Annotated in this window: 17 protein-coding genes and 1 other RNA gene; 9 read left to right on the forward strand and 9 right to left on the reverse strand. The window is 68.6% G+C overall.

Going from position 1 to position 16,082, the window contains the following annotated elements; all coding sequences use genetic code 11:
• Nucleotides 1-29: 29 nt before the first annotated feature.
• Nucleotides 30-779, reverse strand: a complete 750-nt coding sequence (locus ACZ6O0_RS33555) for a helical backbone metal receptor (protein ID WP_465769043.1) — start codon at nucleotides 777-779, stop codon at nucleotides 30-32.
• A 292-nt stretch (nucleotides 780-1,071) separates the two neighbouring features.
• Between ACZ6O0_RS33555 and ACZ6O0_RS33560 the strand changes: the two genes are divergently transcribed.
• Entirely contained in the window at nucleotides 1,072-1,617 is a 546-nt protein-coding gene (locus ACZ6O0_RS33560; protein ID WP_465769044.1) for a histone H1-like repetitive region-containing protein, read from the forward strand.
• 216 nt (nucleotides 1,618-1,833) lie between these two features.
• On the opposite strand, the gene ACZ6O0_RS33565 is transcribed toward ACZ6O0_RS33560, so the two are convergent.
• Nucleotides 1,834-2,022, reverse strand: coding sequence for a hypothetical protein (locus ACZ6O0_RS33565; protein WP_465769045.1), 189 nt, complete (start codon nucleotides 2,020-2,022; stop codon nucleotides 1,834-1,836).
• A gap of 53 nt (nucleotides 2,023-2,075) precedes the next feature.
• Here ACZ6O0_RS33565 and map point away from each other — a divergent pair, with 53 nt between their 5' ends.
• Nucleotides 2,076-2,924 (forward strand): type I methionyl aminopeptidase, encoded by an 849-nt coding sequence (gene map, locus ACZ6O0_RS33570; protein WP_465769046.1) that lies wholly within the window; start codon nucleotides 2,076-2,078, stop codon nucleotides 2,922-2,924.
• A gap of 3 nt (nucleotides 2,925-2,927) precedes the next feature.
• On the opposite strand, the gene ACZ6O0_RS33575 is transcribed toward map, so the two are convergent.
• Together ACZ6O0_RS33575 and ACZ6O0_RS33580 are read right to left on the reverse strand one after the other, a co-directional pair.
• Nucleotides 2,928-3,689 (reverse strand): hypothetical protein, encoded by a 762-nt coding sequence (locus ACZ6O0_RS33575; protein ID WP_465769047.1) that lies wholly within the window; start codon nucleotides 3,687-3,689, stop codon nucleotides 2,928-2,930.
• Entirely contained in the window at nucleotides 3,686-5,185 is a 1,500-nt protein-coding gene (locus ACZ6O0_RS33580; protein WP_465769048.1) for a S10 family peptidase, read from the reverse strand. The genes ACZ6O0_RS33575 and ACZ6O0_RS33580 overlap by 4 nt, the downstream gene beginning before the upstream one ends.
• Before the next feature lie 126 nt (nucleotides 5,186-5,311).
• On the opposite strand from ACZ6O0_RS33580, the gene ACZ6O0_RS33585 reads away from it, so the two are divergent.
• The 4 genes from ACZ6O0_RS33585 (at nucleotide 5,312) to ACZ6O0_RS33600 (ending at nucleotide 8,468) form a co-directional block, all read left to right on the forward strand.
• Nucleotides 5,312-5,674 (forward strand): DUF952 domain-containing protein, encoded by a 363-nt coding sequence (locus ACZ6O0_RS33585; protein WP_465769049.1) that lies wholly within the window; start codon nucleotides 5,312-5,314, stop codon nucleotides 5,672-5,674.
• 9 nt (nucleotides 5,675-5,683) lie between these two features.
• Nucleotides 5,684-6,083: RNase P RNA component class A (rnpB, locus tag ACZ6O0_RS33590), an RNA gene on the forward strand.
• Between the two features lie 572 nt (nucleotides 6,084-6,655).
• Entirely contained in the window at nucleotides 6,656-8,266 is a 1,611-nt protein-coding gene (locus ACZ6O0_RS33595) for a TROVE domain-containing protein (RefSeq protein WP_465769050.1), read from the forward strand.
• A complete protein-coding gene (locus ACZ6O0_RS33600; RefSeq protein WP_465769051.1) occupies nucleotides 8,259-8,468 on the forward strand; it encodes a hypothetical protein in 210 nt (69 codons plus the stop codon). The genes ACZ6O0_RS33595 and ACZ6O0_RS33600 overlap by 8 nt, the downstream gene beginning before the upstream one ends.
• Before the next feature lie 79 nt (nucleotides 8,469-8,547).
• Here the strand turns inward: ACZ6O0_RS33600 and ACZ6O0_RS33605 are convergent, their stop codons facing one another.
• Nucleotides 8,548-9,282 (reverse strand): DUF899 domain-containing protein, encoded by a 735-nt coding sequence (locus ACZ6O0_RS33605; RefSeq protein WP_465769052.1) that lies wholly within the window; start codon nucleotides 9,280-9,282, stop codon nucleotides 8,548-8,550.
• An 88-nt stretch (nucleotides 9,283-9,370) separates the two neighbouring features.
• Between ACZ6O0_RS33605 and ACZ6O0_RS33610 the strand changes: the two genes are divergently transcribed.
• Together ACZ6O0_RS33610 and ACZ6O0_RS33615 are read left to right on the forward strand one after the other, a co-directional pair.
• On the forward strand, nucleotides 9,371-10,528 hold the full coding sequence (locus ACZ6O0_RS33610) for an alpha/beta hydrolase family protein (protein ID WP_465769053.1): 1,158 nt from the start codon (nucleotides 9,371-9,373) through the stop codon (nucleotides 10,526-10,528).
• Nucleotides 10,529-10,585: 57 nt separating this feature from the next.
• Nucleotides 10,586-11,485: a hypothetical protein gene (locus tag ACZ6O0_RS33615; protein WP_465769054.1), complete on the forward strand. Its 900-nt coding sequence runs from the start codon at nucleotides 10,586-10,588 to the stop codon at nucleotides 11,483-11,485.
• Nucleotides 11,486-11,487: 2 nt separating this feature from the next.
• Here ACZ6O0_RS33615 and ACZ6O0_RS33620 read toward each other — a convergent pair whose 3' ends face one another.
• The gene (locus tag ACZ6O0_RS33620; protein WP_465769055.1) at nucleotides 11,488-11,973 is read right to left on the reverse strand and encodes a GNAT family N-acetyltransferase; all 486 of its coding nucleotides are present in this window, start codon (nucleotides 11,971-11,973) and stop codon (nucleotides 11,488-11,490) included.
• 53 nt (nucleotides 11,974-12,026) lie between these two features.
• Between ACZ6O0_RS33620 and ACZ6O0_RS33625 the strand changes: the two genes are divergently transcribed.
• Nucleotides 12,027-12,593 carry a TetR/AcrR family transcriptional regulator gene (locus tag ACZ6O0_RS33625; protein WP_465769056.1) on the forward strand — a complete coding sequence of 189 codons (567 nt, stop codon included), beginning with the start codon at nucleotides 12,027-12,029 and terminating at the stop codon, nucleotides 12,591-12,593.
• On the opposite strand, the gene ACZ6O0_RS33630 is transcribed toward ACZ6O0_RS33625, so the two are convergent.
• The 3 genes from ACZ6O0_RS33630 to ACZ6O0_RS33640 all read right to left on the reverse strand — a co-directional run bounded on the left by ACZ6O0_RS33630 (nucleotide 12,582) and on the right by ACZ6O0_RS33640 (nucleotide 16,077).
• Nucleotides 12,582-14,018: an RNB domain-containing ribonuclease gene (locus ACZ6O0_RS33630; protein WP_465769057.1), complete on the reverse strand. Its 1,437-nt coding sequence runs from the start codon at nucleotides 14,016-14,018 to the stop codon at nucleotides 12,582-12,584. The two genes, ACZ6O0_RS33625 and ACZ6O0_RS33630, sit on opposite strands and share 12 nt — an antisense overlap.
• 45 nt (nucleotides 14,019-14,063) lie before the next feature.
• Nucleotides 14,064-15,191, reverse strand: coding sequence for a bifunctional RNase H/acid phosphatase (locus ACZ6O0_RS33635; RefSeq protein ID WP_465769058.1), 1,128 nt, complete (start codon nucleotides 15,189-15,191; stop codon nucleotides 14,064-14,066).
• A gap of 76 nt (nucleotides 15,192-15,267) precedes the next feature.
• Nucleotides 15,268-16,077, reverse strand: a complete 810-nt coding sequence (locus ACZ6O0_RS33640; protein WP_465769059.1) for a zinc ribbon domain-containing protein — start codon at nucleotides 16,075-16,077, stop codon at nucleotides 15,268-15,270.
• Between the last annotated feature and the right edge of the window lie 5 nt (nucleotides 16,078-16,082).

The following is a 16,082-nucleotide window of genomic DNA, read 5'->3' on the forward strand; positions in this document are numbered from 1 at the left end:
ACCTGAGCCGGCAAGGATCGTGTCGCACGTCACTCCAGCTGTCCGAGCAGCATCGCCCGCGCCTCCACGAGCGACGGCCCGTACCAGGTGAGATGCCGCCCGGACACACACTTCGCCGGCCGGGTGAATGCCTCCGGTCCGTCGTCCGGTGAAAAGGCATAAGGCTCGTCCGGCAACACCACGATGTCGTGGGCGGGTAACACATCCGGGTCGATCCGCGGATAACGTTCACCGGAATCACGCAGCACGTTGTCGATACCGATACGGCTGAGCAGATCACCCGCGAACGTGTCCCGTCCCAATGCCATCCATGGTCTACGCCAGATTGGTACGACGGCCCGCCGCCGCTTCCCGTCGTACGGCGTACTCCACACATCGCGCGCGTCGTGCAGCCACCGGGGAACGTCACCGATGATCGCGGACAGCATGCGCGTCAGTGAGTCGAGTGATTCGCCGACGGTCGTCGGCGCGGTCACCCACACCGCGATTCCGCTCGCGCGCAACGCGTCCAGATCGACCGCGCGATTCTCCTCGGCGTTCGCGAGTACGACGTCGGGAGCGAGCTCGCGGATGCGGTCGAGATCGGGATTCTTGGTACCGCGAACACGTGTCACGTCGAGGTCCGCGGGATGTGTGCAGTAGTCGGTCGCACCAACGATCAACGACGCGTGCGTGGCTGCGATCGACTCCGTCAACGAGGGCACGATGCTGACCACGCGCGTCACTTCCGACGGCATCGCGACGACGTTGCCGAGGTCGTCGGAGGGGCTCTCTCGCACGTCTGTCACCTCTGTTCGCCGAGGACGTTGCCGACGACAACACTGTCCGATTGCACGGTTCGGCACGCAGATTGTGCGCGTGTCGCCAAGAATTTCTTGAGCACCTCAGGCATGCTCGGAGCGCGGCGGAATCCCTTCTGCACAAGGATTTTCGGCATTTGCCTGCCGCTTTGCGGCTCACACGCCTTAACCTGCGGACGTTTCGGGTGCTTTACGTAGGCACCAAGTGTTGTCATCATCATGACGACGAGGAATCCACCGTGGTTTTCCTCAGCCGCACCAAGGAGGCAGAGTGCCAGCCAAGAAGGCAGCCGCAGGGAAGGCGACAGCCAAAAAGGCTTCTCCCGCCAAGAAGACTGTCGCCAAGAAGGCCAGCGCCGCGAAGACGACAACCGCGCGCAAGGTCAGCGCAGCGAAGAAGACAGTGACGAAGAAGGTGAGTGCGGCAAAGAAGACCGCCGCCAAGAAGACGGTGGCGAAGAAGGCGCCGGCCAAGAAGGTCGCCGCCCGGAAGACCGTCGCGAAGGCCCCGGCGAAGAAGGCCCCGGCCCGTAAGACCGTGGCGAAGAAGGCGCCGGCCACGAAGACCGTGGCCAAGAAGACGACGGCGAAGAAGACCGTGGCCAAGAAGGCGCCGGCGAAGAAGACGGTCGCGAAGAAGGCGCCCGCCAAGAAGACCGTCGCCAAGAAGGCCCCGGCCACGAAGGTCGCCGCCAAGAAGGCCCCGGCGAAGCGGACCGCCGCCAAGAAGGCGCCGGTGCGCAAGGTCGCGGCGAAGAAGACCCCGGCCCGCAAGGCGCCGGCCCGGAAGACCGCAACCCGGCGGGTCACCCGCTGATCCCGGCGTCGGCACACCAGCGACGCCAATCACGACAAACCCGAGGGGCACCACCTCATCCGGTGGTGCCCCTCGGTGCGTCATCACAACCTCCCCGCATCGCGAGGTGTTGGCGTTCCTCCTACACAACCACCCTGCGCGATGCACAACCACCCCGCGCAGCGGGGTGCGACGGTCGTCGTTCCCGTCAGCGCATCCACCCCGCGGAGCGGGGTGTCAGTCGTCGTTCCAGTTGGGGTCGTTGTCCCAGGCCTCGTTGCGTTCCTGGACTTTCTCCAGCGCCCGCGCGGCTTCCTCCGGGGAGCTGTACGGGCCGAGCCGGTCGCCCGACTTCGCCCCCTGGTATTGCTCCACCTTGCCGGTCTTGGTGTTGTAGTACCACTCGTTGCTGTGATCGTCGCTCATCTGGATGACCACCTCCTGGGAGTCTTGTCGCAGCTCACTAGAATGATCTCACCATGTCGACTATCACTCCCGGCATCATCTCGCCGCGCCGCGAAGTCCCCGCGTCCATCCCACGTCCCGAGTACGTCGGCAAACCGGCCCCCACGCCGTACGACGGTTCGTACGTGACAGCACCCGAACTGGTGGACCGGATGCGGGTCGCGAGCAAGCTGGCCGCGCAGGCACTGCAGGCGGTCGGTGCGGCGGCGAAGCCCGGAGTCACCACGGACGAGCTGGACGCGATCGGTCACGAGTACCTGATCGAGCGCGGTGCGTACCCGTCGACGCTCGGCTACCGCGGCTACCCGAAGTCGCTGTGTACCTCGGTGAACGAGGTGATCTGCCACGGCATCCCCGACGACCGTCCGCTCGAGGACGGCGACATCGTCAACGTCGACATCACGGCGTTCCTGGACGGCGTCCACGGCGACACCAACGCGACGTTCCTGGTCGGGGACGTGGACGAGGAGAGCCGGCTGCTGGTCGAGCGTACGCACGAGGCGCTGAACCGCGGCATCAAGGCGGTCAAGCCCGGGCGCAAGGTCAGCATCATCGGCCGCGTGATCGAGTCCTACGCCAAGCGCTTCGGGTACGGCGTCGTCCGCGACTTCACCGGTCACGGCATCGCGACGTCGTTCCACTCCGGCCTGATCATCCCGCACTACGACGACGAACGCTTCGACGACGTGATCGAGCCCGGCATGACGTTCACCATCGAGCCGATGCTCACCCTGGGCACCTACGACTACGACCTGTGGGACGACGGCTGGACCGCCACCACCAAGGACAAGTCCCGCACCGCCCAGTTCGAACACACCCTCGTAGTCACCGACACCGGCGCCGAGGTCCTCACCCTCCCGTGACCCTCACCCAGCCGCAGCGATCACCGTCCGGCCGAAGCTGATGGTCTCGCGGGCGTCGGCGGCCGTGAAGGTGAGCTCGGCGCCGGCTCGGTGGTTGATGGCTTGGGTGCAGAGGGTGGTGTACTGCGGGAAGGTGGTGCGAGCGTGTTCGCCGGCGGCGGTCTTCGAGATGATGTTGCCGGTGGCAAGTAATGCGTGCAGGCGCGGGATGCCGAGGACGTACCAAGGGATGATCCAGCCGTCGATCACCTGATCGTCCGCGACGTCGGCGAAGTGCTGTTCGAGGCGGTCGAGCATCGGCGTCCAGTACAACGTGAGGTTTGCGCGAGTGTGGTCGACCAAGGCCTGGTGGTCGTCGTGGACCGTCAGCCCCGGCACCTCCCGGATCGCCAGCGACTGCCGCGCCAACTCCGACCACAGCACCGGACTCACCGGCCCACCATGCGCCGGGTCCTTGAACTCCCCATCGATCGTGTGGACGACCGGCATACTGCGATCCGGCGGAACAGCCACCGCGGCCGCGGTCAGATACGTGACGTCGAAGTACGGACGCTCGGGAAGCTTCTCGTGGACCGGCCGAACCTCGGCCTCCGTCACCGGCGCGTCGACGATCACCACCCCGTCGATGTCGCTGCGCCCGGGACGGAAGTCGCCCACGGGAATCGACCCGGTGAGGTAGAACCCGACGACCCGGCCCGGCAGTACGTCGTCGACCAGCGCGAGGTACTGCGACGTGATCGCCTCGACCTCCTCCGGCAGATTCACCGGTTCGACGCCGACCGGATGAACGCGGCCAGGTCCGCGGACTGCTGCACCCGGGACTCGTCGTGGACGTACATCATGTGACCGGCCGCGTAGTACTTCGTCTCGATGTTGCCCACCAGCTCCGCCGGGATCTGCAGGCGCGAGAGCGTGTGCTCGGTGGCGAAGTACGGCGTGGCGCCGTCGTAGTGCCCGGAGGCCACGTGGACCTTCAGGTCCGGGTTGACGCGCATCGCTTCCGCGAGCTTCTCGGCGACGCTGATCTGCTGCCCCTCGAACTCCTTGAACGACCAGTTCTTCGCCGCCTCGAAGTTGAGGATCTCGTACGGCAGGTCGTTCTGGTACTCGAGCTCCACCCGCACGTAGTGGTTCAGCGCCGCCGTGTACGGCCCGATGATCGCGCTGAACGACGGGTCGTTGCCCTGCCGCTCACCGCCGGCGTCCGCGTCCCACCCGGTGAAGCGACCGTCCAGCCGACCGACCACCTGCCGTCGCGAGCGGAGCAGCTCGACGAAGAACCGGCCGTGCTCGATCCGCAGGTTCACCCGGTCGATGTAGTCCTCGCTCAACCCGGTCAGCGCGGCCAGCCGGCTGACCACCTCGGCGCGATAGTCGGCCGGGATCCGGTTGCCCTGGGCAAGCGCATTCGGGTACCGCCCGGCCGCGAACCGCTCGGCGTCGGCGAGCACGTCGTCGAGCGACCGGTCCGAGACCATCCCGTGGTAGTGCGCGATCGCGGCGTACGACGGCAGGAACAGCGTGTACGGAAGGTCGTTGCCCGGCGTGAAGTCGAGGGTGCCGAACTCCAGCACGGACGAGATCAGCATCACCCCGTTCAGGTACATGCCGTACCGCTCCTGCAGGTGCGCGGCCAGTCCGGCGGCGCGCGTCGTACCGTACGACTCGCCGGCCAGGAACTTCGGCGACATCCACCGACCGTTGCGCGACGTCCACAGCCGGATCACCTCGCCGACCGACTCCAGGTCGCGGGTGAACCCGTGGTACTCCCCCGGCTTCTCGCCTTCGACGGCCCGCGAGTACCCGGTCGAGACCGGGTCGATGAAGACCAGGTCGCTGTGCCGCAGCAGCGTCTCGGCGTTGTCGACCAGCGAGTACGGCGGGGGCGCGAGCTCACCGGCGTCACCCGACACCACCCGGCGTGGTCCGAGCAGACCGAGATGCAACCAGATGCTCGACGACCCCGGTCCGCCGTTGAACGCGAACGTCACCGGCCGGTCGGCCGCATCCGCGTCGTCCAGCGTGTACGCCGTCACGAACACCTCGGCCTTCGGCTGGTACCCGTCGAACTTGCCGTCGGTGAGCACCTCCTGCCGCAGCACGATCCGTCCGGTACTCGCGGTGTAGTTGAGCTCCTGTCCGTCGATCGTCAGCGAGTGCTGCGTCGTCACCAGGTCGTCGACCGGCTTCGGCGGCGCCGGCGTACCGGCGGTCGACGGTGACGACGTGGACGTGGACTCAGCGTTCTCCTCCGTGGCCATGCCGAGCACCTTAGTTCACCGCTCTCTTCCGGATCTCCTGCACTCGGCCGCGATCGGGGAGCCGATCACGTCACCGAGCTGGCTGCGGTCCACGGCTCCGCGCGCTGCCGGCACTAGCCTTTGGGCATGGCGACGATTCTTCACCTCGCGTTCGTGGACCAGTGGGAGGCCGCTCGGGAGGCCGGCAGTTACCGGTGGTCGACGCGCGGCAAGAGCCTCGACGACGGCGCGACGTTCATCCATGCGTCCCGCCCGGAGCAGGTCGCCCCGGTGGCGAACTTCGCGTACGCCGACGTCGACGAGCCGCTGTGCCTGTTGGTGATCGACACCGAGCGGCTGGTGTCGGCGGTGTGCGAGGAGCAGGTGGGCGAGCAGATGTTCCCGCACATCTACGGGCCGCTCAACCTCGATGCGGTGGTCGACGTACGCCCGTACGAGCGCGGCTCCGACGGGCGCTGGCCGGCGGTGTCCGCGCAGGCCGTATCCTGAGAGACGGAACGGGTCGGTCGGGCGATCGCGTCGTCCGCGACAGCGGGCGCCGAGGAAAGTCCGGACTCCACAGGGCAGCGTGGTGGGTAACGCCCACCCGGGGCAACCCGCGGGACAGTGCCACAGAGAACAGACCGCCAGCGGCTCCGGTGAACCCCGTGGTTCACGGGAGTGCGGGTGAGGGTGAAACGGTGGTGTAAGAGACCACCAGCTCCGCAGGTGACTGCGGAGGCTCGGTAAACCCCACGTGGAGCAAGGCCAAGAAGGGCGATGGGCAACCACCGCCCGCGCGAGCGTCCGAGGGCTGCCCGCCCGAGCTCGCGGGTAGGCCGCTGGAGGTGCCCGGCAACGGACACCGTAGATGGATGATCGCCGATCACAGAATCCGGCTTACAGACCGACCCGTTCCTCCAGCAACCGTGGTCCACCCACGCGTGCTCCGCACCCGCTCGCTCTCGTCGCTCCACTCCTCGACGCGGCAGCTCCGCGCGCTCCCACCCGCCCGAACCTTTCTTGCAGGCTGCCGCCCGCGGTCTGCGGGCTTATCGCCCCGTGCGATCAGTCGTCTCGTGAAGGCGGCCGGCCAAGCCGTCGACCGCGTGCGACGCAGGAGCACGCAACCCGCGGGCGCAAGCCCGCAACCCGCTGGGCGGTAGCCCGCAGACCGCGGGGCGACAAGCCCCGCCGGACGCGAAGCGGCAGCGCGCAAGGAACGCACGGGTGGGTGGTAGCACGCGTGGGTCAAACCAATCCCCTTTAATTCGTTGGCGACCGCTACCTGTAACGCGTTACAGTCGAGGTCAAGACAGGCCGGGTGGGCCGGAGTTGATCGGTTACCACTCTTAATGGGCGTGTTGCGGGTTCGAGTCCCGCCGTCGGTTCGCCGGCGTAGCTCAAATGGCTAGAGCAGCTCCGGTCAGCACACCACGTCCACCCGGACCTGTCTTTGTCATGCCCGGAGACCCGACAGGAGAGAAAGGAATGTCCACCGACCCGCTGGCTCTGATCAGCACCCGGCAGACGCCTCAGGCGGAGCAGGCCGACCCACGGCAGCGGCCGAACCGCGCCGGCGGCTACAGCTTCGTCCAGGACGACTTCGTCCGGCTGCACCGGTTCCTGACTCTCGGCACCACGGGAGGCACGTACTACGCGTCCCAGCGTGAGCTGACCCAGGAGAACGCCGGACTGGTCGTGGAGCTGGCAAGGAAGCACGCCGCCGAGGTCGTGGCCGCCGTACTGGACATCTCCCTGACCGGCCGGGCGCCGAAGCAGCAGCCGGCACTGTTCGCGCTCGCCGCCGCGGCCAAGCTCGGTGACGACGACGGGCGCCGGGCCGCGCTGGCCGCCGTACCGCTGGTGGCTCGGACCGGGACGCACCTCTTCCTGTTCGCCGGCTACCTGCAGCAGTTCGGTGGTTGGGGCCGCGGCACGCGACGGGCGATCGGCAACTGGTACGTCGACCCGGCCCGTGGTGTCGACTCGATCGCCTACCAGGTGCTCAAGTACCGCCAGCGGGACGGCTGGTCGCACGCGGACCTGCTGCGGCTGTCGCACCCGAAGACGACGGAGCCGGTACGGCGGGAGCTGTTCGACTGGATCCACGGTCGCCCGGCCGACCTGTCCGGACTGCCGCTGCTCACCGCTTTCGAGCGGATTCAGACAGCGACGGACGTGACCGAGGTGGTCGACGTCATCGCGCTCAACCGGGGCCTGTCGTGGGAGATGATCCCCGACCGGTTCCTGAACGAGCCGAAGGTCTGGGATGTTCTGCTCGCGAACGGTCTCCCGCAGACCGCGCTGCTCCGGCAGCTCCCCCGCCTCACCCGGCTGGGGGTGCTCGAGCCGCTCGGTTCGTGGGCGCCGATCGTCGCCGACCAGCTTGCGGACTCCGCACGCCTGAGGAAGGCGCGGGTGCATCCGGTCAACGTGCTCGTTGCCCAGCGCACCTACGCCTCCGGCCACGGCGCGCGCGGGGCCCGGGAGTGGACCCCGTCGCAGCCGATCGTCGACGCGCTCGACGCGGCGTTCTACTTCGCGTACGACGCCGTCGAGCCGGCCGGGAAGCGGATGCTGCTCGCCCTGGACGTGTCCGGGTCGATGACGTCGCCGGTGTCGGGTCTGCCGATCACCTGCCGCGAGGCGTCGGCGGCGCTGGCCCTGGTCACGGCGGGTACGGAGTCGTCGTACGAGCTCGTCGGGTTCACCAGCAGCGGCGGCTTCCGCAACACCGGGCTGACCCGGCTCGCGATCAGTCCGCGACTGCGGCTGGACACGGCGATCCGGGCGGTGTCGGAGCTGCCGTTCGGCGCGACCGACTGCTCGCTGCCGATGCAGCACGCGCTGCGGCGGAAGATCTCGGTCGACACGTTCGTGATCTACACCGACAACGAGACCTGGCACGGGGACATCCACCCGCACCAGGCGCTGCAGCAGTACCGTCGGGAGATGGGAATCGACGCTCGGCTGGTGGTGGTCGCGATGACCGCGAACGGCCGGACGATCGCCGACCCGTCGGATGCCGGAATGCTGGACGTGTCCGGTTTCGACAGCGCCGTACCCGGACTGATCGGCGACTTCGCCCGTGGTGTCTGACGCCAGAGCCCAGCAGGCGCGCGAGCTCCATCGCGCGCAGGCTGCGGCCGAGGCGTTGGCCCGGCAGCACCGCGAGCAACGCAACCGGCTGATCAAGCAGCTGCGGGCGGAGGATCCGGAGCGGTGGACCTATCCGGCGCTGGCGGCGGCGATCGGCTGCTCCCCGGAGCTGATCGCCGCCATCGTCAAAGGACGTGCCTAGCGGCAGCCTCGCGGAGGCGGCCGGCCAAGCCGTCGACCGCGTGCAACGCAGGAGCACGCGTGGGCTGGACCGGGCTGGCCTAGTGGCAGTGGTCCTCGGGTTGTGGGGCGGGGATGCGGCCGGCGGGCTTCTCCCAGGGTTCTTGGCGGCCTAGGGCGGTGAGGTCCAGGGCTGTGGGGGTGAAGGTCATGGCGTCGGGGCCTCGGCCGTAGGTGGAGTAGGTGTGGTGGACGGTGTCGTCGGTGCGGAGGAAGCAGCTCAGGCCGTGGAGGTCGAAGGGTTGTGGGAGTTGGGTGTGGCCGTTGTTGGGGTGGACGTCCCACTCGGCCTTGGTGCGGTAGTTGTACTCGAAGGGGGTGACCGACTCGTCGAGCGTGACGTGGAAGTCGTAGTTGAAGTCGCTGCCGTGGGACGAGTACCAGGGGAAGCTCCAGCCGCGCTCGGCCCGGTAGGCGGTCAGTTTCCCGTACGGCGCGCGGGAGACGAGCGCGAACGTCGTGTTGCTGCCGTGGAGGTGCTCCAGCGAGCCGATCTCGTCGACGAAGCCGGTGCAGTTCGGGCAGCCGGCGTCCCACTCGGGCTGGAACATGAAGTGGTAGACGACCAGTTGTGGCCGGCCTTCGAACAGGTCCGCCAGGCTCACCGGGCCGGCCGGGCCGGTGAAGACGTACGGCTTGTCGACCAGGACCATCGGCAGTTCGCGACGCCGCGTGTTCAACGCGTCGCGCTGCTTGGTGAACTCCTTCTCCTCCGCCAGTAACGCCTTGCGCGCGACCAGCCACTCGTCCCGGGACACGACATCCGGAAGGTTCATCCCTGCTCCTCCATCGATCAGTAACGATGTCGGTGACGTCGGAGCCGAGATCCGGATTTCGACACCCCCGGAGTGGCACGCTTGGAGTATGGCGCGCAGAGGACTCCGCCGGATGCGCACGGGGATCGTGATCCTGGTGCTCCTCGCCCTGCTCGCCGGCGCCGGGTACGTCGGCTGGATCCTGGTGAAACGGTCTGAGCCGGTATCGCTGCCCGAGCCGACCGGGAACTTCCAGGTCGGGCGCCGGACGTTCGAGTGGACCGACAGCCCGCGCCGGGATCCGTACGCCGACGGCCCGCGGAAGCTCTCGGTGTGGCTCTGGTACCCGGTCGTCAAGGGCACCACCGGCCGCAAGGTCGAGTACGCCCCGGGCCTGTGGAACGGGCTCCGCCTGAAGTCACCGCTCTCGCTGTTCCAGGGACCGTTCAACACCTTCGAGGACCGCGCCCTGGATCGCGTGGCGGTCGCGCCCGGCCGCTTCCCCGTCGTCGTCCTGATGCCGGGGATGGGACTGTCCGCGCCGATGTACGCGACCCTCGCGGAGGACCTCGCCAGTCACGGCTACCTGGTCGCCGGCGTGACCCCGACGTACAGCGCGAACCTGACCGTCCTCGACGGGCAGTCGATCGGGAGCAGACCGGATGCCAACCCGCCGAACCTCGGCGAGAGCAACGAGCAGGCGCAGAAGGCCGGCGATCACCTGGTCGGGGTCTGGGCCGCGGACGCGCGGTTCGCGGCCGGCATGGTCGCCCGGCAACTCCCGAACAGCGTCGAGCCCGCGCTCGGCACGTCGTACGTCGGTCACTCGTTCGGCGGAGCGGCTTCGTTGGAGGCCTGCCGGCTCGATCAGCGGTGTGCGGCCGCGGTCGACCTGGACGGTGCGCAGTTCGGCGACGTGGTGACCAAGGGTGTGCGGGCGCCGATCATGCTGCTCGGCGCCGACGACTCGTGCATCACCAGCATCTGCGGCCCGGACGCGAAGAACGACGCGGGCCGCGACCGCGCACTCTCGTTGCTCAAGGCAAGCACTGGTACGTCGTGGTGCGCGACGATCCCGGGCACCCGGCACTTCAACTTCACCGACTACGGCGCCTATTACCTGGCGTACCCGCTGCGGAAGTTCCTGCCGCTCGGCAGCGCCGGCTCCCGGCACGCACTCACCGTCCAGAACGGGTACGTCACCACGTTCCTGTCGCACGCGCTCTACAACACCCCGACCCCGGGCGCGCCCGCCTGCGCGACCTAACTTTCCGGGCACTCGCCGCATCGAGTGGGGTAACCGACCCACCCGACAGGAGTGCTGATGGTCAAGACCGTGTCAGCCGCAGTACTGTCCGTCGTCCTCGCGGCGATGGTCACCTCTCCCGCGCAGGCCGCGGAGCCGAACACTTGCTCGATCGACGTCGGCTCGTTCACCGCGGCCGGCAACCAGCGTTTGCAGATCCTGTCCGCTTCGTCACCGCCGAAGCGGGTTCTCGACCAGACCCTGGCCGAGAAGGTGCTGACCATGGGGCAGGTCCGGATGAGCGGGCCGATCTTCCAGGACACCGACGCCGTCGAGCCGAGCAATGTGTCCGGGAACGTCGTGATCGGATCGGCGATGTACCGGCTGACCTACAAGCTCCCCCAGCAGCAGGCGCCGACGCCGTACGACATCAAGCTCACCCGGATCGGCGGCGGTTGGGATCGCTTCATCGCGTACGAGAGCGCGAAGTCGCCGAACGGTGCGCGGCAGTACCAGTACGCACTCCGGGACGACGGCACGCTGTTCCGCTGGTCCACCACCGGTGGTGCCAGCCAGACGTGGACCGCGCTGGGTACGGCGTCCGGATTCGCCGCAGTGAAGGCGATGACGGTGCTCAGCGAGACGAGCAGCTACGACACCCTGCTGATGACCACCCGCGGCGGCGCGCTCTACACCGTCCGCATCCCCATCGCGGCCACCATGAGGCCCGTGGTGACGAAGGTCCGCACGTCGACCTGGCAGGCGTTCGAGACACTGCTCACGGCCCGCTGCGTGCAGTACGGCAGTCTCCTGGTCGGGATCGACAAGGACACCGGCAACGCCTACGAGTACGCCGTCGGCCACGCGGCGGGGACGAGCACCATCATCCAGAGCCGCTACCGCGTCCCGTGGCCGTTCACGGACCCGATCTACTTCCGCTCGCTGAACACCGACACTCGACCACTCAACGGCGACTAGTCTCAGAGGTCGATCTCGTACGTCTGACCGACCAGGCTCTGGCCCCACAGTTCGTGGGGTTCGGAGCCGGTCAGGCGGAAGCCGCGGGACAGGTAGATGTGCCGCGCCGCGACCAACGGATCGTTGGTCCACAGCACCATCCGCTTGTACCCGGCCGCGCGGGCGAAATCGAGGCAGGTGTCGACCAACTCGGCACCGAGGCCGAGACCGCGCGCGGCCGGCGTCACCAACAGCAGCCGCAACTGCGCGGTCGCCTCGTCCGGACCGCGTACACAGAAGATGCTTCCGGCCCGCTCTCCGTCCACCTCGGCGATCCACGCGGCCTCGCGCTCGTCGTCATGCTCGGAGCCGTACGCCGACACGATCTGCGCGATCAGCACCTCGTACGGCAGACCCCAGCCGTACTCGGCCGCGTAGATCTCGGCATGCGACTGCACCACCCAGCCGAGATCCCCCGGCGTCCCCAGCTTCCTGATCAGTGTGGTCATCAATCCCTGCCCGTTCTACTGACACGACTGTTTCAGTAAGCGATACTAGCCCCGTGCCGACCACGAAGCCAGCCCCTTCCGCGCGCCAGCAGGAACTGCTCGAGCGCGCGTACGCCTACTCGCTCACGCACGGGCTGGCCGACCTGTCGCTGCGACCGCTGGCCACCGCGATCGGCTCCAGCCCGCGCGTACTGCTGTTCCTGTTCGGCAGCAAGGACGGCCTGATCCGCGCGCTGCTGGCGCGCGCCCGTGTCGACGAGCTCGAGCTCCTCCGGCAGATCGACGAGCGGTACAACGAACCGCCCGGGCTGACCGTGGTCGCGCGGGAGCTGTGGACGTGGCTGGCGGCGCCGGAGCGGCGGCAGCTGATGAAGTTCTGGGTCGAGGCGTACGGGCGTTCGCTGGTCGCCCCGGACGGTCCGTGGGCCGACTACGGTCGCTCGACCGTCGACGACTGGCTGGAGCTGCTCAAGGCGAGTCAGCCCGATCCAGGATCCGCCGCGGCCGAGGCGCGGCGGACCGGCGTACTCGCGTTGCTGCGTGGTGCGCTGATCGACCTGCTCGCCAGCGGCGACCTCGACCGCACGACCGCGGCGGTCGAGGACTACCTACGGGACTAACTCGAAAGCCACGGTGCGCTTGGCTATGTCGGCTTCGACGAGTTTGACGCGGACTGCCTGGCCGAGCGGCAACGGCGTCGTGCCGGTGATGCGGCCCTCGATCGCGAGCGTGCTCAGGGCGACGATGCCGCGGGTGCTCTCGCGGTCGTCGACATCGGTGATGACGCCGTCGAACTCCGACCCGATGTGGTCGGCCACCAGACCCGCCTCGACCATGCTGACGATCGAGCGCTCGTACGCGTGCGCCCGCCGGTCCGCCTCGTCCATGACCTTCGGGATCTCGTCCATCGACTCACGCACCCAGGCCGGCACCTCGGTGCCCGCGGACAGCGCGACGCAGATCTCGCCGGCCCACCGATCCACCAGGCGCCGGAGCGGCGCAGTGACGTGCGTGTACTCCGCCTTCATCGCGGCATGCTCCGGATTGGCCGGCACGCTCCCCGCGAACGCGGTGTAGCCGGCGCCGCGGAACAGCACCGTGCAGGCCGCCAGCATCGCCGCGTGCGCCGGTACCTTCGGATCAAGTCCGTGGATGAAGGCGGCGTACGACGTCCCGTCCGGCCAGGTGATCCCGAGCGCCTTGGCGGTGTTGCCCAGCTTGCGCCGCAGGTCGTCGTGCGACTCGGGCAGCGTGCGCAGGATGCCGATCCTGCCCTTCATCATCAGCTCCGCCGCGGCCATCCCGGTGAGCAGCGAGATCTGCGCGTTCCAGCCCTCGACCGGCAGCGGCGCGCGGAACTCCAGACCCCAGCCGTGGTTGGAGGTGACGACCTCCTGGTCCGGGATGGGCAGGTTGACGCCACCGCGGTCGAGCTCGCGCTGCTCACGCAGCTTGCCGACCTCGCGCAGCAACTGCAGCGACTCCGAGGCGTAGCCGGCGTCGAGGTCCTTCTGCACGCCCGCGTAGTTGAGCTTGGCCCGCGACTTCACCAGCGCGCGTTCGCAGACCACGCCCGTACCTTCGCCGGTGGGGTCGACGGTGATCGTCCACAGCAAGGCGGGACGGACCTGGTCGGGCAGCAGCGACGCCGCACCCTCGGACAGCTCCGGCGGATGCAGCGGCGTCCGCTTGTCCGGGGCGTACAGCGTCTCGCCCCGGCGGCGCGCTTCCTGGTCGATCGGGTCGCCGGGCTGGACGAACGCGGCGACGTCGGCGATCGCGTAGTACACCGTGTACCCGTCGCCGGTGCGCTCGATGTGCAGCGCCTGGTCGAGGTCCATCGAGTCCGGTGGGTCGATGGTGACGAACTCGAGGTCCGTCCGGTCCAGCTCGGGCAGCCGTGGGTTCTTCGCCGCCGTGAGCGCCGCGGCAACCACCTCGGGTGGGAACTCCGCCGGCACCTCGAGCTCACGCCGGATGTCCTGCAGCGACGTCCGGAAGACCTCAGGTACGGCTTCCGCGAAGTGAACCCTTTGCAACGGCACGTGAGCTCTCCGTCCTCATCAGCGCACGTCGGTGTGCGTCTGAGGTCAGACTAGCGAGGGCTGCACGTTGAACGAACGCAAAGACGCGAGGCCGTCGGCATACCAGTGGATCTCGGTCAGGGTTGCCGGGCGCAACTCCATCCGGAACAGCGAGCTCATCGGGGCCTGCAGCACCGACCGGACCATCAGCTTGATCGGCGTCACGTGGGTGACCACGACGACGGTCTTGCCGGGGTACTTGGCCAGGATCCCGTCCCGGGCCGAGCGGGCCCGCCGCGCGCACGTATCGAACGACTCGCCTCCGGGCGGTGCGACCGCGGTCGACTCCAGCCACGCGTTCATCGCGTCCGGCCACTTCTGCTGGATCTCGGCGAACGTGTGCCCGTCCCAGTCCCCGAACGCGACCTCTCGCCAGTTGTCGTCCACCGCCGCGTCGAGCCCGAGCTTCGCGGCGACGACCTCGGCCGTCTCGCGGGTCCGCCGCATCGGCGACGTGACCAGCGCGTCGACGCCACCGATCCGGGACAGGTACTCCGCCGCCGCCTGAGCCTGCGCCCGTCCGGTGTCGCTCAGACCAGGGTCATCCCCGCCAGAACCCGAGAATCGCTTCTCCGCGGTGTGCGGCGTCTCGCCGTGCCGCAGAAAGATCAGCTGGGTCGGCGGCTCGGCCTGCACACCCCAGCCCTGCAACGCCTTCTGCAGGTCCGACGGCTCCTTGGCCACCGACGGCGCAGACCCGGTCTCCTCCGGGGTCAGCGGGATGTCCACGCCGTCCAGCGCCATGTTCGCCAACGCGTCGGCGGCCGCGTTCTGAGCCCGCGGCACCCAGGTCCACTCGGTCCCGAACGGCGCCAGGCCCTGCGCCTTGATCGCCAGCGGCTGCAGATCCGGGTGCTTGATCTTCCAGCGTCCGGCCATCTGCTCGATGACCAGCTTGGAGTCCATCCGGACCTCGATCGAGGCGTCCGGCGCGTACTCCGCGGCCAGCTGCAGTCCCGCGATCAGACCGGAGTACTCGGCGACGTTGTTGGTCGCGATCCCGAGCGTCTTCCCGTCCTGCGCGATCACCGCCCCGGTCGCCGGGTCCCGCACCAGAGCGCCGTACGCCGCCGGTCCCGGGTTCCCGCGCGATCCACCATCGGCCTCGACGATGACGTGTGAAGGACTGCTCATCCACGTCCTCGCTTCGCTCCGGGCGCGGATGAGACACGAGGCGCGCTGTGCTTGATGATGAGCTCGCTCCGCTCGCTCATACCGCGCTCTCCGGCGTCCGCACCAGGATCCGTCCGCACTCCTCACAGCGCAGTACGGCGTCCGGCGCGGCGGCCTTGATCGCGTTCAGGTCGGACGGCGCGAGCTCCATCCGGCACCCCATGCAGCGCTTGCCGACCAGCGGCGCGGCACCGATCCCGCCGTTGTGCTCCCGGAGCCGCTGGTACTGCGTGATCAGCGCATCCGGCAGCTCCGCGGCGACCGTTGCACGCTTGTCGCCGAGCTCGGCGCGCTGCTCGTCGAGCTCCTTCAGCGCGGCGTCACGCGTCGTCTCCAGCTCGGACTGCCGGCCGGCGAACGCCTCGGCGCGGGTGCGCAGGTCGGCCTGGACGACCTCGGCCGCCTCCAGCTTCTCCATCACCTCGAGCTCGGCGTCCTCCAGGTCGGAGATCCGCCGCTCCAGCGAGCCGATCTCGTGCTGCAGGTTCTCCAGGTCCTTCGGCGAGGTGACCTGACCGGAGTCCAGACGCTGCTGGTTCCGCGCCCGGCGCTGGCGGACCTGCTCGACGTCGGAGTCGGCCTTCTTCTGCTCCCGCTGCAGGTCGCTGACCTCGGTGTCCGCGGTGACCAGGTCGCGATCGACGACGGTCTTCTCCGCGAGCAGGTCGGTCAGGGCCTGGTGCTCGGGCAGTGATTTGCGCTTGTGCGCGACCTGATCCAGCTGCAGGTCGAGATCCTGCAGGTCCAGCAACCGGCGTTGGACGGCGGGCTCGGCGTTCAGAGTCGGCTCCTTAGGTCGTGTCTGGTGGTTCAGCGCCGTAGCGAGCAGGTGCTCGGTGCGGTGCATCGGTG

Source organism: Kribbella sp. NPDC048837 (genome assembly GCF_055586945.1).

Bases quoted from the DNA above. Each gene is read 5' to 3' on its own strand.
- ACZ6O0_RS33565 (WP_465769045.1), bottom strand. From the start codon at position 2,022: ATGAGCGACGATCACAGCAACGAGTGGTACTACAACACCAAGACCGGC.
- map (WP_465769046.1), top strand. From the start codon at position 2,076: ATGTCGACTATCACTCCCGGCATCATCTCGCCGCGCCGCGAAGTCCCC.
- ACZ6O0_RS33580 (WP_465769048.1), bottom strand. From the start codon at position 5,185: ATGGCCACGGAGGAGAACGCTGAGTCCACGTCCACGTCGTCACCGTCG.
- ACZ6O0_RS33585 (WP_465769049.1), top strand. From the start codon at position 5,312: ATGGCGACGATTCTTCACCTCGCGTTCGTGGACCAGTGGGAGGCCGCT.
- ACZ6O0_RS33595 (WP_465769050.1), top strand. From the start codon at position 6,656: ATGTCCACCGACCCGCTGGCTCTGATCAGCACCCGGCAGACGCCTCAG.
- ACZ6O0_RS33605 (WP_465769052.1), bottom strand. From the start codon at position 9,282: ATGAACCTTCCGGATGTCGTGTCCCGGGACGAGTGGCTGGTCGCGCGC.
- ACZ6O0_RS33610 (WP_465769053.1), top strand. From the start codon at position 9,371: ATGGCGCGCAGAGGACTCCGCCGGATGCGCACGGGGATCGTGATCCTG.
- ACZ6O0_RS33615 (WP_465769054.1), top strand. From the start codon at position 10,586: ATGGTCAAGACCGTGTCAGCCGCAGTACTGTCCGTCGTCCTCGCGGCG.
- ACZ6O0_RS33620 (WP_465769055.1), bottom strand. From the start codon at position 11,973: ATGACCACACTGATCAGGAAGCTGGGGACGCCGGGGGATCTCGGCTGG.
- ACZ6O0_RS33635 (WP_465769058.1), bottom strand. From the start codon at position 15,191: ATGAGCAGTCCTTCACACGTCATCGTCGAGGCCGATGGTGGATCGCGC.
- ACZ6O0_RS33640 (WP_465769059.1), bottom strand. From the start codon at position 16,077: ATGCACCGCACCGAGCACCTGCTCGCTACGGCGCTGAACCACCAGACA.